This window comes from Streptomyces speibonae (assembly GCF_984686075.1).
The window spans coordinates 7609369-7623503 of the sequence record NZ_OZ480260.1 but is presented as its reverse complement, the minus strand read 5'-3'; the positions used below and the strand labels follow the sequence as shown (position 1 = coordinate 7623503).

Here is a 14135-nt window from a genome sequence, read left to right as displayed (position 1 = left end):
GATCACCGAAGTGCGCCCGCGGCATTCCGCTCTCCCACGTGACCTGGGCTTTTGCGGCAGGGAGCAAGGGCCTGGCCGCGTGGGCCCGGGTCGGGGAGAGTAACCGGACAGACAGGCACGAGGGCGATCCGTCTGATCGCCCCGACCACAGGGGGAACGATGCGAAAGACCCGCACCATGCTCGCCGGCCTCGCCGCCGGGGTGGCTACCGCCGCCACCTTGGTGATGCCGGGCAGTGCCAACGCCGCCGCCTCCGCGCCGCCGCCCTGCCCGGAGAAGTACGTCTGCTTCTACACCGGTTCGGACTACACGGGTGACATGTGCATGTGGAGCCAGGCCGATCCCGACTGGCGCAACGGCAACATCAAGTGTTCCTGGTCCGCCACCAAGAACGTGAAGTCGATCAAGAACAACGGCACCAGCTCGAACTGGAGCGGAGTCGCCTACTACTCCGGGAAGGACTACGGGACCCGGAAGGGCTGCACCAAGCAGGGCAAGAAGGGGAACCTCGCCGGCACGTACAAGCTGCGTTCGCACCGGTGGATCAAGGGGACCTGCGGAAGCTGACGAGGGGACGGGGGCCGGGCGGGGGCCGTGGCACGGCCCCCGCCCGGTGTGACGCCGCCGGGGTTCATCCGGCCGGGTCCGCCCCGGTGGGCAGGGGCGGTTCGGTCTCGATGCGGTGCAGTTCCTCCTCGGTGAGCAGCCGGGAGCGGAGCAGGAAGCGTACGCCCTCGGGGGCCTCCAGGGAGAAGCCGCCGCCCCGGCCGGTGACCACGTCCACGGTGAGGTGGGTGTGCGACCAGTACGCGTACTGGTCGGCGCTCATCCAGAAGGGGGCGTCGCCGGCCACGTGCCCGAGCAGGACGTCCGAGGCGCCGACCCGGAACTCGCCGCGCGGGTAGCACATGGGTGAGCTGCCGTCGCAGCAGCCACCCGACTGGTGGAACATCACCGGACCGTGCACCGCCACCAGTCGCCGCACCAACTCCTCGGCGGCGGGCGTCAGTTCGACGCGCCGGGTGCGGGCCTCCATCAGAAGAACCCGAGCTTCTGCCCGGAGTAGCTGACCAGCAGGTTCTTCGTCTGCTGGTAGTGGTCGAGCATCATCTTGTGGTTCTCGCGGCCGATGCCGGACTTCTTGTAGCCGCCGAAGGCCGCGTGCGCCGGGTAGGCGTGGTAGCAGTTGGTCCACACCCGGCCGGCCTTGATGCCGCGGCCGAGGCGGTAGGCGGTGTTGCCGTCCCGGGTCCACACGCCGGCCCCGAGGCCGTACAGCGTGTCGTTGGCGATCTTCAGGGCCTCGTCGACCGAGTCGTAGGTGGTGACGGAGACGACCGGGCCGAAGATCTCCTCCTGGAAGATCCGCATGTCGTTGGTGCCGCGGAAGATCGTCGGCTCGACGTAGTAGCCGCCCTCCAGGCCCGGCACGGCCCTCGGGGTGCCGCCGGTGAGGATCTCGGCGCCCTCCTGCCGGCCGATGTCGATGTAGGACAGGATCTTCTCGTACTGGTCGTTGCTGGCCTGGGCGCCGATCATGGTCTCCGGGTCCAGCGGGTCGCCGCTGACGATGGCCTTGGTCCGTTCGACGCAGCGGGCCATGAACTCGTCGTAGACGGACGCGTGGATGAGCGCGCGGGAGGGGCAGGTGCACACCTCGCCCTGGTTCAGCGCGAACATCACGAACCCCTCGACGGCCTTGTCCAGGAAGTCGTCGTCGGCGGCGGTGACGTCGGGCAGGAAGATGTTCGGGCTCTTGCCGCCCAGTTCCAGGGTGACGGGGACGATGTTCTCGCTGGCGTACTGCATGATCAGGCGTCCGGTGGTGGTCTCGCCGGTGAAGGCGACCTTGGCGACGCGCGGGCTGGAGGCGAGCGGCTTGCCCGCCTCGACGCCGAAGCCGTTGACGACGTTGAGGACGCCCGGCGGGAGCAGGTCGGCGATCAGTTCGATCACGTACAGCAGACTGACCGGGGTCTGTTCGGCCGGCTTGAGCACCACGCAGTTCCCGGCCGCCAGCGCGGGCGCGAGCTTCCAGGCGGCCATGAGGATCGGGAAGTTCCAGGGGATGATCTGGCCGACGACGCCGAGCGGCTCGTGGAAGTGGTAGGCGACCGTGTCGGCGTCGATCTCGGCGATGCTGCCCTCCTGGGCACGGACCACTCCGGCGAAGTAGCGGAAGTGGTCGATCGCCAGCGGGATGTCGGCGGCCAGCGTCTCGCGTACCGGCTTGCCGTTCTCCCAGGTCTCGGCGACGGCGATCTTCTCGAGGTTCTGTTCCATGCGGTCGGCGATCCGGTTGAGGATGTTCGACCGCTCCGCCGCGGACGTGGCGCCCCAGGCCCCCGCGGCGGCGTGCGCGGCGTCCAGGGCGAGTTCGACGTCGGCGGCGGAGGAGCGGGCGACCTCGCAGAACGTCGCGCCGGTCACCGGTGTGGGGTTGTCGAAGTACCGGCCCTCCACGGGGGCGACCCAGTCCCCGCCGATGAAGTTGTCGTACCGCGAAGCGAAGTCGACGATGCTGCCGTCCGTTCCCGGCTGCGCGTACACCATGGCGGCTCTCCTCGATGGGTGGCGAGTGCGACGGTCCCGACGGTCCGGTCCGTCGTGACGGTGGGCACTGTGCGCCGCCGGGGTTGGCGGGAGGTTGGTGCCGCGTCCCGCGGCGGGGTGTCAGTACCGCAGGGCGGTGGCGAGCCGGCCGGCGGCGAGGGCGCGGCGGGTGTCGTGCGGGTCGAGCAGGCGCAGCGCGTGCTGGTGCACCTCCGCGTCGTAGGGGGCCCGTTCGCCGTAGCTGAGGGCGTGTTCCGGGCTGGAGCCGGCCAGCACGGCCTCGCGCACGGCCACTTCCAGGTGGGTACGCCACTCCTCGATGCCGGGCGCCTCGGAGCGGGGCAGCAGCGGGCCGCGGTAGAGCCGCAGCGCGGTGTCCACGTCCCCGTGTTCGAGGGCCTGCAGCACCTCGCGGGCGTCGCAGGACACGGGGACGGTCAGCGCGTAGCGGCGGGTGGCGATGCCGCCGTGCAGGGCCCGGCGCAGGTGGGAGATCTCCGCCTTGAACGTGGAGGCGGTGACCGTCCGGTCGCCGTACAGGGCCGTGCGGAGCCTGGCGGGCGTGAAGCCGTCCGGCTCCAGTGCGAGCAGCGTGAGGATCTCCAGCTGCCGGGGCGGCAGGGGCAGGGGGGCTCCGTCGCGGGCCGCGTCCCCGGTGCCGAGGCAGGTCAGCCGTACGGGTGCGGGGGCCGGGTCGGCAGGGGGCGGTTCGGTGCGCAGCCGGGACTCGATGGTGGCGACCAGGGAGCGCACGGTGGCCATGGCGAGCGGGTTGGAGCGGTCCCAGGTGGTGGACATGTCGAGCACGCCCAGGACGCGCCCGTCCGGGCCGTGCACGGGAGCGCAGTAACAGACCCAGCCGTGCAGGGCGGTGACCAGGTGTTCGGCGGAGAAGACGGAGCTGGGCCGGCCGGTGCGCAGGGCGAGGGACAGGGCGTTGGTGCCCATGGCGCCCTCGTCCCACCGGCCGCCGGGCGCGAAGTTGACCCGCTCGGCGCGTCGCCGCATGGTGCGTCCGCCGCAGGTCCACAGGATGGTGCCGGTCTCGTCGGTGACCGCGGTGACGAATCCGGCGTCCTCCGCTATGGCGCGCAGTTCGTCGGTGAGGCCGTCGACCGGCCGGCGCAGCGGCGAGCCGAGCCAGCGGTGGTGCACCGCTCCCCCGTCGGTGACGGGGGCGCTGTCCTGCGCCGGGTCCACGCTGTGCAGTGAGCGCAGCCAGGACTCGGTCACGTCCTGCCTCAGTGCCTCGGCTCCGAGGGGCCGCTTGCCGGCGGCCTGCATCTGCGGCACCCAGCGGGACCACGCGCTCTCCAGCATGGCCCGGTGCCGGCGCAGGTCACTGCGCTGTGACATGTGCCCTTCCCTGCCGTCCGTCGGGAACAACCGGCATCGGCCGCGGGGACCGCGCCGCGGCCCGGTCCCCGGCCGATGTCTGTGTTATCCGTCAGTCCGGCCGCAAAAGCAAGGTGCGGGCGCCGGGTCGTGCGGCCGCTCAGCCGGAGTTCTCGCGCAGCAGGGCCAGCTCCCGGTTCAGCTCGGTCAGGAACCGCGCGATCACCGCCAGTTCGCCGGGGCTGAAGCGGCCGCGTGCGGCGTCGGTGCTGCGGGCCAGGGGGCCGAAGTAGTCCCGGGCGACGTCTCGGGCTCCTTCCGCGTACTCCAGGTGGACCACCCGGCGGTCGCCGGCCGCCCGGACGCGGCGGATGTGCCCCGCCTTCTCCAGCCGGTCGACGCAGGCGGTCACCGCACCGGAGGTGAGGTTGAGCCGCTTGCGCAGGCGTCCGGGTGTCATGGGCCCGCCCTCCGCGCCGGGATCGGAGTCCGCGTCGAGGATGGCGATGAGCGCCTGGACGTCGGTGAGGTGCAGTCCCTGGGACTGCGCGAAGTCGTGGGCGATGCGGTTGAACTCGTTGTTCATCCGGCGCAACTGGACGGCGAAGGACCGCAGTCCCGCCGGGTCGTGCCCCTGAATCGGCGTCGAGGGGGTACCGGTACCGCTCATGGCTTCAGTATAAGATCACTCAATCATTGAGATACTCGATGGTTGACTCATTTCACGGTTCGTGGGGATGCTCATGAAGAACACGCCGCGCTGGGCCCGATGGCTCGTGCCCATGGTCCTGCTCGTCGTCTGGCTGGGGGTGGGCGGAACGCTCGGCCCGTACGCGGGCAAGCTGAGCGAGGTCGCCACCAACGACCAGTCCACGTTCCTGCCGCGGAGCGCCGAGTCCACCCAGGTCCTCGAGGCACGCAAGGCGTTCGACCAGTCCGGGACCCTGCCGGCGATCGTGGTCTGGACGGCGGACGGCCCCCGGATCGGGGAGGAGCAGCGGGCGGAGGCCACGGCCGCGGTCGGCGGGCTCGCCGGGGCCGAGGGGGTCGTCGGCCGCCCCTCGCCGGCGGTGCCCTCCGAGGACGGCAAGGCCCTGCAGGCGGTGGTTCAGCTGGAGTCCGACCTGGGCGACGACATGCCCGCGGTCCTGGACGAAGTGCGCCGTGCCGCGGACGGCGTACCCGGAACCACGGCCCGTATCGCCGGACCGGCGGCGACCCAGGCCGACCTGTCGGACGCGTTCTCGGGCGTCGACGGACTGCTGCTGGGCGTGGCGCTCACCGCGGTGCTGCTGATCCTGCTGCTGGTCTACCGCAGCGTCCTGCTGCCGTTCATGATCATCCTGGGCTCCGTGTTCGCCCTGGGGCTCGCCTGCGCCGTGGTCTACGCGCTGGCGGACCGGGACGTGGTCCAGGTGGACGGCCAGGTGCAGGGCATCCTCTCCATCCTGGTGATCGGCGCCGCCACCGACTACGCCCTGCTGCTGGCGGCGCGCTTCCGCGAGGAACTCGCCGCGCGCGGCGACCGGGCCGCGGCCGCGGCGGCGGCCGTGCGCCGCTCCTTCGGCGCCATCGTGGCCAGCGCGGCCACCGTGGCGCTCGCCCTGCTGGCCCTGCTCGCCAGCGACCTCACCAACAACCGGGCGCTCGGGCCGGTCGGCGCCATCGGCATCGTGTGCGCGGTCCTCTCCGCCCTCACCTTCCTGCCGGCCGTGCTGGCCCTGCTGGGCCGGGCGGCGTACTGGCCCTCCCGCCCGAAGGCGGCGGACGCCTCCGTGGAGGGCCACGGGGTGTGGCGCCGGGTCGCCGCGACGGTGGACCGCCGGCCGCGCCGGGTGTGGGCGGCGACCGCACTGGTCCTCGCCGTCTTCGCGGCGTTCTCTCCCTCCCTGTCCGCCAAGGGGACGCCACTCGACGAGATCTTCGTGAACGACGCGCCGTCGGTGGCCGCCCAGGCGGAGCTCGGCGAGCACTTCCCCGGCGGGTCCGGCAACCCGGCCGTCGTCATCGCCGACGCCGACCGCGCCGAGGAGGTGACGGCCGCGGCCCGCGACACCGAGGGCGTGGACTCGGCCGCCCCCGTGTCCGCCTCGGGACGGCCGGGGGGCGAACCGCAGATCGTGGACGGGCGCGTCCGTATCGACGCCACCCTTCAGGACGCGGCGGACAGCGACGCCGCCAAGCGGACGGTCGAGCGGCTGCGCGAGAGGGTGCACGCGGTGCCAGGGGCAGACGCGCTGGTCGGCGGCTACACCGCCCAGCAGTACGACACGCAGGAGACCGCCGCGCAGGACCGCACCGTGATCATTCCGGTGGTGCTCGGCATCATCCTGCTGATCCTCGTGCTGCTGCTGCGTTCGCTGCTCGTCCCCGTGCTGCTGGTCGCGACCGTGGCGCTCAACTTCCTGGCGACGCTCGGCGTGGCGACGCTCGTCTTCGAGCACCTGCTCGGTTTCACGGGTACCGACGCGTCCGTACCGCTGTACGGATTCGTGTTCCTGGTCGCCCTCGGCGTCGACTACAACATCTTCCTGATGTCCCGGGTCCGGGAGGAGGCACTCGTGCACGGCACCCGGCAGGGGGTGCTGCGCGGGCTGACCACGACCGGCGGGGTGATCACCTCGGCCGGTGTGGTGCTGGCGGCGACGTTCGCCGCGCTGATGGTCATCCCCTTGGCGTTCCTGGTGCAGATCGCGTTCATCGTGTCCTTCGGGGTGCTGCTCGACACCCTCGTGGTGCGGTCGCTGCTCGTCCCCGCCCTGACGCTCGACATCGGCCCGCCGGCGTGGTGGCCCAGCGCCCTGTCCCGGCGCTCCCCGGAACCGGCGCCCGGAGCCGAGCCGACGGGGTGACGTCACCCTTCCCGGACACCTGGATGCCATCACGGCACGCGGGGCATAGTGTCCGCATATGCGTGGTATGCGGTGTGACTGGTGGGGTGCCGCCCCGCCAGGACCGTGTGCCCTGCCGCTGTGGGATCGGATGGACGGCTGATGGATACCGCGATGGCCGCCGTGGTCCGGGAGAGCGGTGCGTACGGCGGACTGCTGTACGTACTGCCGCCGGGCGCCGACGCGCTGTCGCTGGTGATGGTGGCGGGCGTGCCCCAGGAGCTCGCGACCCCGTGGCGGCGCGTGGCGCTGACCGACCCGATTCCGGTGGCGGACGCCGTGCGCGAGCGGCGCCTGGTGTGGATCAGCGGCCCGGAGGAGATGGCCCGCCGCTACCCGCGGCCGGCCCTCGTCCTGCCGTACGACTTCGCCCTGTCGGCCGCACCGGTCAGCTCGGGCGGCACGGTGCGCGGCGGGCTGGTGCTGCTGTGGTCCGGAACCCGGCCGCCGCAGCCGACCGCCCTCGAGCGGGAGGCGATCGAGTCGGGCTGTCACCTCCTGGGCACGATCTTCCAGCAGGCCACGGAGCGCGGCGCTCCGGTGCGGGTCACGGAGCGGCCGCGGACACTGCCCATACCGGCCGGCCGGCTCGGCCCCCGGGACGACGCGGAAGCCGCCGCGGCCTTCGTCGACCGGCTGCCCGGGGGCTCCTGCGCCCTGGACGTGCGCGGCCGCCTCACCTTCGTCACCCCCGGCTGCGCCGATCTCCTCGGCCGTGACCGGGAGGACCTGATCGGCGCGCTGCCCTGGGAGGCCCTGCCCTGGATGGACGTCCCCCAGGTCGAGGACCGCTACCGGGCCGCGCTGGTCAGCCGGCAGCCGCAGACGTTCACCGTGCTGCGCCCGCCGCGGACCTGGCTGTCCTTCGAGCTGTATCCGGACCTCTCCGGCATCAGCGTCCGCATCACCCCCGCCGACCCGTACGCCGCCGCGCCCGCGCCGTCCGACGCGGCCGTCGGTCCCAGTCGCGCCACCCTGCTCTACCAGCTGATGCAGCTGGCGGCCACCCTGACCGAGGCCATCGGCGTGCAGGACGTGGTGGACCAGACCGCCGACCAGCTGCTGCCCGCGCTCGGCGCCCAGGGCATGGTGCTGATGACCGTCGACGACGGCCGCCTGCGGATCACCGGCCACCGCGGCTACAGCCCCGACCTCGTACAGCGCTTCGAGTCCGTCCGGCTGAGCTCGGACCTCCCCGTGGTCCGGGTGCTGACCACGGGTGTCCCCGGCTTCTACCCGACGTTCACGGACCTCGCCCGCGAGTATCCGTCCACCGTGCACGAGGACGAGATGGCCGCGTGGGCCATCCTGCCGCTGATCGCCTCCGGCCGGCCCAAGGGCTCACTCCTCATCTCCTACCGCAAGCGCCATCCGTTCCCGCCCGGTGAACGCGCCGTCCTGATGTCGATCGCCGGGCTGATCGGGCAGGCGCTGGACCGCGCCCGTCTCTACGACAGCAAGCACGACCTCGCCCACCGCCTGCAGTCCGCCCTGCTACCGCACCGGCTGCCCGACGTCCCCGGTCTGCGGGTCGCCGCACGCTACCTCCCGGCCGCCCAGGGCCTCGCCATCGGCGGCGACTTCTACGACCTCATCCGCCTCGACGAGCACACCGCCTGTGCCGCGATCGGCGACGTGCAGGGGCACAACGTGGACGCCGCGGCGCTCATGGGGCAGGTCCGCACGGCCGTCCATGCCCACGCCACCGCGGGGTCGTCCCCCGACCGGGTCCTGGCCGGCACCAACCGCCTGCTCAACGACCTCGAGCCGGATCTGTTCACCAGCTGTCTCTATGTCCACCTCGATCTCGCCACCCGGCGCGCCCGCCTGGCCAGCGCCGGTCATCCGCCGCCGTTGCTGCGCCACGCCGACGGACACACCGAACCCGTCCTGGTCCCGCCCGGCCTCCTGCTCGGGATCGACCCGGACTCCCGCTACCCGACCCGCGAGGTTGCGCTGCCGCCCGGCTCCGTGCTCGTCCTCTACACCGACGGACTCGTCGAAGCCCCCGGAGTGGACCTCGACGACGCCATCACCGCCCTCGCCGGACTCCTCGAACACGGGGACCCGGCCGACCTCGACACCATGGCCGACGCGCTCATCCGGCATGCGCCCACTCCCGGCGACGACATCGCGCTGCTCCTCATCAGCCCTCATTAACGCGGCGGGGGCGTTCGCGCCGTGCGCGCGGGAGCGCAAGCGACGGCCGCCCTGCGTCACCCACCGGACGGACAGCGTTCCCGCACGCGGCCCAGGCGGGGTTTCAGAACCCGGCCGGGGGGTGACTCCGACTCTGACGTGGGTGCCACGGCTCCTCGCCGCAAGGTGACCGCCGATGGCCCCGTGTCCGTCTCCCCACCAGGCCCGACCCCCCTCTGAGGCCCATGTCCACCCCACCAGCCGCCGACGTGCACCGGACGCGCGACACCGCCGTGCCGGAGCCGTCCTCGGAGGAACTGGACGCGCTGCTGCGCGAGCTCTCGGCACAGCCGCCGGGGCAGCGCCGGGCCACCCTGAGGGACCAGGTCATCCGCCGGCTGCTGCCGATGGCGCGGCGCGTCTCCCGCCGCTTCCAGCGCCACGGTGAGGACTTCGACGATCTCCTTCAGGTCGCGTCTCTCGGGCTGATCAAGGCCGTCGACGGCTACGACCCCGCCCTGGGCCACGCCTTCCTCTCGTACGCGCTGCCCAAGGTCACGGGCGAACTCCGCCGGCATCTGCGCGACCGCACGGCCACGGTGCGGCTCCCCCGCCCCTTCCAGGAGGCGAGCGGGCGGATCCTGAACGCCGTCGAGGAGATCGAACAGCGGTTCGGCGGGTGCTCGCCCACGACCGAGCAGATCGCCGCGCACACCGGGCTCGGGCAGGAGCGCGTGCGGTCCACCCTGCGCGCGGTGCATGCCTGCCGCACGCGGTCCCTCGACGAGCCCGCCGGGCAGGGGCAGGGGTCCTCGCTCGCCTGTCTGGTCGGCGCCGAGGATCCCGCCCTGGACCGGGTCGTGGACACGGTGGCGCTGGCGGCCCTGGTGCGGCAGCTGCCGGAGCGCGACCGCCGGGTGCTGTATCTGCGCTTCTACCGGGAGCGCACCCAGCAGCAGATCGCGGAGGCCGTCGGTGTCTCGCAGATGCAGGTGTCCCGCATCCTGCGACGCTGCCTGGACCGGCTCCGGGGAGCACTCCTCACCGGCGAGTCCGGCACCGGTCCCGGGGCCGGGACACGCGGCCCGCTCAACGTCCGCCCGGTCCGCCCGTCGCGTCCGGCCACGACGGCACCACCCGGCACCGCACCGGTCCCGGGACTCCGGCCCACGACGGGCCCACGCTTGCGCACCCCGCCCGCCCCGCAGCCCCGGCGCCCGGACCCTGCGCACCCTCGGACCACGGCCGCCCCGACCCGACGACCACCGGGCGCCCCAGGGACCCCCACCCCGACCGCCCCGGCACTCCGCGCCCGGACGAACCAGCGATCGCGCACACCGGCCGACACCGCACGCCGCACCGCGAACAGCTCGAGGCCGCAGGCGCCGGCCACCGTCGGCGTCCGGGCGCCGCACGACCCCAAACCCCGGCACTGGACGGACCCGCGATTCCACACACTGGACGACCCCGCACACCGGACCCCGACCGGTCACGGGCCGCAGCCCCCGGCCACCACGCAGCCCCGGACACCGACCGACCCGAAACCCCGGCACCAAACAAACCCGCGATCGCGCACACCGGCCGACACCGCACACCGGACCCCAACCGGTCACGGGCCGCAGCCCCCGGCCACCACACAGCCCCGGACACCGACCGACCCGAAACCCCGGCACCAAACAAACCCGCGATCGCGCACACCGGCCGACACCGCACACCGGACCCCAACCGGTCACGGGCCGCGATTCCGTGCACCCGCCGACCCGCCACCCCCCTCATCAGCCGCCACCGTGTCCCCGGCACCGGCCGCCCGGAAAGCGCGGTGCCCGGTCGGCGCTGCACACCGGACCGCGACCGGCCCGAGGCGGCGGGCGCCGTCCGCCGCCGGGCTCCGATCGCCGGACGGCGCGGGGTTCCGGTGCCGGTGGGGTGGTGCGGGGCGGGGCCGGGGGGTTTCGGCGGGCGGGCGACGGCCCCATGCGCCGGGTGCCGAGGGCCGGGCCCGGTGTTGTACGCCGGGTGCCAGCGGCACGATCCGGTGTTCGAGGGCGCGGTCGGGCGTGTGGCGCCGTACCCGGCGGGCCGCGCGGCCCCCGCCCGGCGCACCATGCACGGAGAGGAACCACCTGACCCGCCCGGGTCCGTCCCGCCTGCCACCGCGTGACACCGACGCGGGTACGCGAGCCGATGAAGGAGCGCACCGTGAGGCGTCACCTGCGCGTGCTCCGGCGCGGATGGGAGTGGCTGGGCGTCGACGTCCTGCTGCGGCGCGGCCGTGACCTCGAACTGATGCACAGGGCCCTGGGCTTCGCCACCCTCGCCCTGGTCACCCTCGCACCCCTGCTCATCGTGATCGCCGCCGCCGATCCGCTCGGGCGGGGCGGCTTCGCGGCCTGGCTGGCGGACGGCATGGGGTTGTCCGGGCGGTCCGCCCGCGTGCTCGCGGAGATCATCAGCCCGCCGCGTGAAGTGGTCGGCACGACCAGCGTGTGGGGCGTGGTGGCACTCGCCGTCTTCGGTATCCCGTTCGGCGGGGTGGTGCAGAACGGGTACGAGCGCACCTGGGCCCTGCCCCCGGGACCGTGGCACCGGATCTGGCGGCAGGCGACCTGGCTGTGTTTCCTGACCGCCTACCTCTACCAGGAGGTGCTCACCCGCGACGCCATGTACGGACCGGAGCGGATCACGCTCTCGCTGGCGACCGGTGTGCTGTTCTTCTGGTGGGGCCAGCGCTTCCTGCTGGGCGGCCAGGTCCGCTGGTGGCATCTGCTGCCGGGCGCGCTCGCCACCATGGCGGGGCTGATCGGCCTGCGGGGCTTCTCCTACTTCGTGTTCACCCCGCTGATCGTCGACAACGCGATCAGCTACGGCACGGTCGGTGTCGTCCTCATCGTCGAGTCGTGGCTCATCGGCGTGGGGTTCGTGATCTTCGGCGGCGCCCTGTTCGGCCGCTGGCTGCTGGACCACCACGGGCACCGGTTCACCGACGACCTGCCCCCGACGGCCGGGGCGAAGCCGACCCGCGACAACGGCTGACCCCTGTCCTCCTCCGGCGGTGCCGGCCGCTCACACGGCGGACGTGCCGGCCGGCGCGGTCACCCGTGCCAGCGCGTCCCCGCGGAAGAGTTCCCGCCCGCGGGCCACCCTGCGGTCGCGGTGGGCGCCGTCCGCCGACAGCCGCCGCAGCGCGCGCAGCAGCCCGGCGGGGTCCGTGGCGATCTCGGAGACGCCGAGCGCCGCCATCCGCCGTACGCCCTCCGCGCCGTGGCCGGGCAGCGGACGGTAGCCGACCACGGGCAGCCCGCAGGCCAGTGCCTGTACCGCGGTCTGGCCGGCGGCGTTGTCGACCAGGATGCGGGCGGCCCGCAGCAGGCCGGGCATGTCCGTGACCCAGTCCGGTACGAGCGCGCCGGGCAGCCCGGCCAGGCGGGCCCGCAGGCGTTCGTTGCGGCCGCACAGCACGACCGGGAGGAAACCCTCGGAGGCCAGCAGCCGGGTGGTCCCGTCCAGGTCGTAGGCCGCGCCCCAGGCGCCGGCGGACAGCACGACGGGCGGGTGTCCGGGGGCGTGCCGTTCGAAGCGCCGGGTCCATGCGGCGGCCCCGGGCGCCGGTGCGAAGAAGTCGGGGGCCACGACGGGACCGGTCGTCTCGACGGGCACGGCGATATCGCGCGCCACGTCCCGCGCGGCGTCGTCGGTGAGGCAGAGGTACAGGTCGTTGCCGGGGTGGAGCCACTGCCGGTGGACGGCGAAGTCGATCATGAGAACCACGCTCGGGGCGCGTAGCCGCTCCCGCGTCCTGAGGTCGCCGGTCAGCTGGGCGGCCAGGTGGAAGACGGGGACCACCACGTCGGCGCCCGTGCGGTCCGCGAGGTCCGTCAGCCGGCCGCCCGCCAGCCGGGCGAGGGGCAGACCGCTGGGGCGGTACCGGGGGCCCGGGCGCAGCAGCGCGCGGTAGAGACCGGCGTACACCCAGGGGAAGTGGCGTACCGACGCCTGGTAGAAGAGGCGCAGCCCGGCGCCCAGGCCGTGCGGGAGCAGCCGCAGGAGGTCCACGACCTGGGCGTCGTGGCCCTGCTCGCGGGCGCGGCGGGCGAGTTCGCCGGCCACCGTGTCGTGACCGGCCCCCATGCTCGCGCTGACGATCAGCAGGCGCAGCCTGCCGTCCGCCGGCGCGGGCGGGCGGGGGGCCGAGGACGGTGAGTGCACGGGATGCCGTGTCTCCCTGTGCTGCGCCGGTGAAACACGCTGTGCGGGGTTTGGTCCGCCTGGTCCGGGTTACTCCCGGATGTCACTCCCCCGTCGAACGCCGGGAGCGGCCGCGGCCGACCGTGTTCCGGGCGTTCCCCTCGTAGCCGAGGTGCAGCCCATGTCTCACGCTTCCGGTGCCGGCACGACCGGTGTGCCGTTCTCCCGGACGTCCGCCGCGCGGGCCGACGCGGCGGACGTCCGCGTGGCCGGCGAGGCAGGGTGTCCGCGTACCGCGCTGGTGACCGGCGCCTCCTCGGGCATCGGGGCCGCCGTGGCGCGGCGGTTGTCCGCGCAGGGATGGTGTCTGGTGCTCAACGGCCGGGACGAGGAGCGCCTGCTCCGGGTCGCGCAGGCGGCACCGGCGGCGGTGTTCCCCGCCGACCTGACACGTCCCGGCATCGAGAACCGGCTGACCCGGTTCGCCCTGGACCACGCCGGCCGGGTGGACCTGCTGGTGGCCGGCGCCGGCGTCGGCTGGGCCGGGGACTTCCGCACGATGCCGCCGTCCGCCCTCGAGGAGGTCGTGGAGACCGATCTCCTCGCCACGCTGCGGCTGGTCCGGCAGGTGCTGCCGCACATGGTGGAGGCCGGTTCCGGACGTCTGGTCCTGATCGGGTCCCTCGCGGGGACGGTGGGCGTGCGCGGCGAGGCCGTGTACTCGGCGGCCAAGGCCGCGCTGGGCGCCTTCGCCGACGCCCTGCGCTACGAGCTGCGCGGCAGCGGCGTCGCCGTCAGTCTCGTGGTGCCGGGCGTGGTGGACACGCCGTTCTTCGAACGGCGCGGCACCCCCTACCGGCGCGGGTGGCCGGGCCCGGTGCCTGCCGAGCGGGTCGCCGACGCCGTGTGGAGCGCGGTCGCGCGGGGGCGGGACGAGGTCTATGTCCCCGGCTGGCTGCGTGTGCCCGCCCGGGTGCGTGGCGCGGCGCCCGGCCTGTACCGGCGGCTCGCCGCCGTGTTCGGCTGAACGGC

11 protein-coding genes are annotated in these 14135 nt (G+C 73.6%); 6 read left to right on the top strand and 5 right to left on the bottom strand.

The window, feature by feature from the left end; all coding sequences use genetic code 11:
* The first annotated feature begins 159 nt into the window (after positions 1–159).
* Positions 160–567, top strand: coding sequence for a peptidase inhibitor family I36 protein (locus tag AC5L3C_RS33950; RefSeq protein ID WP_125509048.1), 408 nt, complete (start codon positions 160–162; stop codon positions 565–567).
* Between the two features lie 64 nt (positions 568–631).
* Here AC5L3C_RS33950 and AC5L3C_RS33945 read toward each other — a convergent pair whose 3' ends face one another.
* The 4 genes from AC5L3C_RS33945 to AC5L3C_RS33930 form a co-directional block, all read right to left on the bottom strand.
* Positions 632–1036 (bottom strand): DUF779 domain-containing protein, encoded by a 405-nt coding sequence (locus AC5L3C_RS33945; protein WP_493652936.1) that lies wholly within the window; start codon positions 1034–1036, stop codon positions 632–634.
* Positions 1036–2553, bottom strand: a complete 1518-nt coding sequence (gene adh, locus AC5L3C_RS33940) for an aldehyde dehydrogenase (RefSeq protein ID WP_493652935.1) — start codon at positions 2551–2553, stop codon at positions 1036–1038. The genes AC5L3C_RS33945 and adh overlap by 1 nt, the downstream gene beginning before the upstream one ends.
* A 120-nt stretch (positions 2554–2673) precedes the next feature.
* Entirely contained in the window at positions 2674–3909 is a 1236-nt protein-coding gene (locus AC5L3C_RS33935; RefSeq protein WP_493652934.1) for an AfsR/SARP family transcriptional regulator, read from the bottom strand.
* A gap of 139 nt (positions 3910–4048) precedes the next feature.
* A complete protein-coding gene (locus tag AC5L3C_RS33930) occupies positions 4049–4558 on the bottom strand; it encodes a MarR family winged helix-turn-helix transcriptional regulator (protein WP_493652933.1) in 510 nt (169 codons plus the stop codon).
* A 73-nt stretch (positions 4559–4631) separates the two neighbouring features.
* Here AC5L3C_RS33930 and AC5L3C_RS33925 point away from each other — a divergent pair, with 73 nt between their 5' ends.
* From AC5L3C_RS33925 to AC5L3C_RS33910, 4 genes are all read left to right on the top strand, one after another.
* On the top strand, positions 4632–6740 hold the full coding sequence (locus AC5L3C_RS33925) for an MMPL family transporter (protein ID WP_493652932.1): 2109 nt from the start codon (positions 4632–4634) through the stop codon (positions 6738–6740).
* A 141-nt stretch (positions 6741–6881) separates the two neighbouring features.
* Entirely contained in the window at positions 6882–8939 is a 2058-nt protein-coding gene (locus AC5L3C_RS33920) for a SpoIIE family protein phosphatase (RefSeq protein ID WP_493652931.1), read from the top strand.
* Positions 8940–9163: 224 nt separating this feature from the next.
* Positions 9164–11194, top strand: coding sequence for a sigma-70 family RNA polymerase sigma factor (locus tag AC5L3C_RS33915; RefSeq protein ID WP_493652930.1), 2031 nt, complete (start codon positions 9164–9166; stop codon positions 11192–11194).
* Complete coding sequence (locus tag AC5L3C_RS33910; RefSeq protein WP_493652929.1) at positions 11118–11951, top strand: ribonuclease BN; 834 nt, start codon at positions 11118–11120, stop codon at positions 11949–11951. The genes AC5L3C_RS33915 and AC5L3C_RS33910 overlap by 77 nt, the downstream gene beginning before the upstream one ends.
* Before the next feature lie 30 nt (positions 11952–11981).
* Here the strand turns inward: AC5L3C_RS33910 and AC5L3C_RS33905 are convergent, their stop codons facing one another.
* On the bottom strand, positions 11982–13046 hold the full coding sequence (locus AC5L3C_RS33905; RefSeq protein ID WP_493654139.1) for an MGDG synthase family glycosyltransferase: 1065 nt from the start codon (positions 13044–13046) through the stop codon (positions 11982–11984).
* 238 nt (positions 13047–13284) lie between these two features.
* On the opposite strand from AC5L3C_RS33905, the gene AC5L3C_RS33900 reads away from it, so the two are divergent.
* Positions 13285–14130 carry an SDR family NAD(P)-dependent oxidoreductase gene (locus AC5L3C_RS33900; RefSeq protein ID WP_493652928.1) on the top strand — a complete coding sequence of 282 codons (846 nt, stop codon included), beginning with the start codon at positions 13285–13287 and terminating at the stop codon, positions 14128–14130.
* The last annotated feature ends 5 nt before the right edge of the window (positions 14131–14135 follow it).

Coding starts and splice junctions, on each gene's coding strand:
- AC5L3C_RS33950 (WP_125509048.1), top strand. CDS start 160: ATGCGAAAGACCCGCACCATGCTCGCCGGCCTCGCCGCCGGGGTGGCT.
- AC5L3C_RS33945 (WP_493652936.1), bottom strand. CDS start 1,036: ATGGAGGCCCGCACCCGGCGCGTCGAACTGACGCCCGCCGCCGAGGAG.
- adh (WP_493652935.1), bottom strand. CDS start 2,553: ATGGTGTACGCGCAGCCGGGAACGGACGGCAGCATCGTCGACTTCGCT.
- AC5L3C_RS33935 (WP_493652934.1), bottom strand. CDS start 3,909: ATGTCACAGCGCAGTGACCTGCGCCGGCACCGGGCCATGCTGGAGAGC.
- AC5L3C_RS33930 (WP_493652933.1), bottom strand. CDS start 4,558: ATGAGCGGTACCGGTACCCCCTCGACGCCGATTCAGGGGCACGACCCG.
- AC5L3C_RS33925 (WP_493652932.1), top strand. CDS start 4,632: ATGAAGAACACGCCGCGCTGGGCCCGATGGCTCGTGCCCATGGTCCTG.
- AC5L3C_RS33920 (WP_493652931.1), top strand. CDS start 6,882: ATGGATACCGCGATGGCCGCCGTGGTCCGGGAGAGCGGTGCGTACGGC.
- AC5L3C_RS33915 (WP_493652930.1), top strand. CDS start 9,164: ATGTCCACCCCACCAGCCGCCGACGTGCACCGGACGCGCGACACCGCC.
- AC5L3C_RS33905 (WP_493654139.1), bottom strand. CDS start 13,046: ATGGGGGCCGGTCACGACACGGTGGCCGGCGAACTCGCCCGCCGCGCC.
- AC5L3C_RS33900 (WP_493652928.1), top strand. CDS start 13,285: ATGTCTCACGCTTCCGGTGCCGGCACGACCGGTGTGCCGTTCTCCCGG.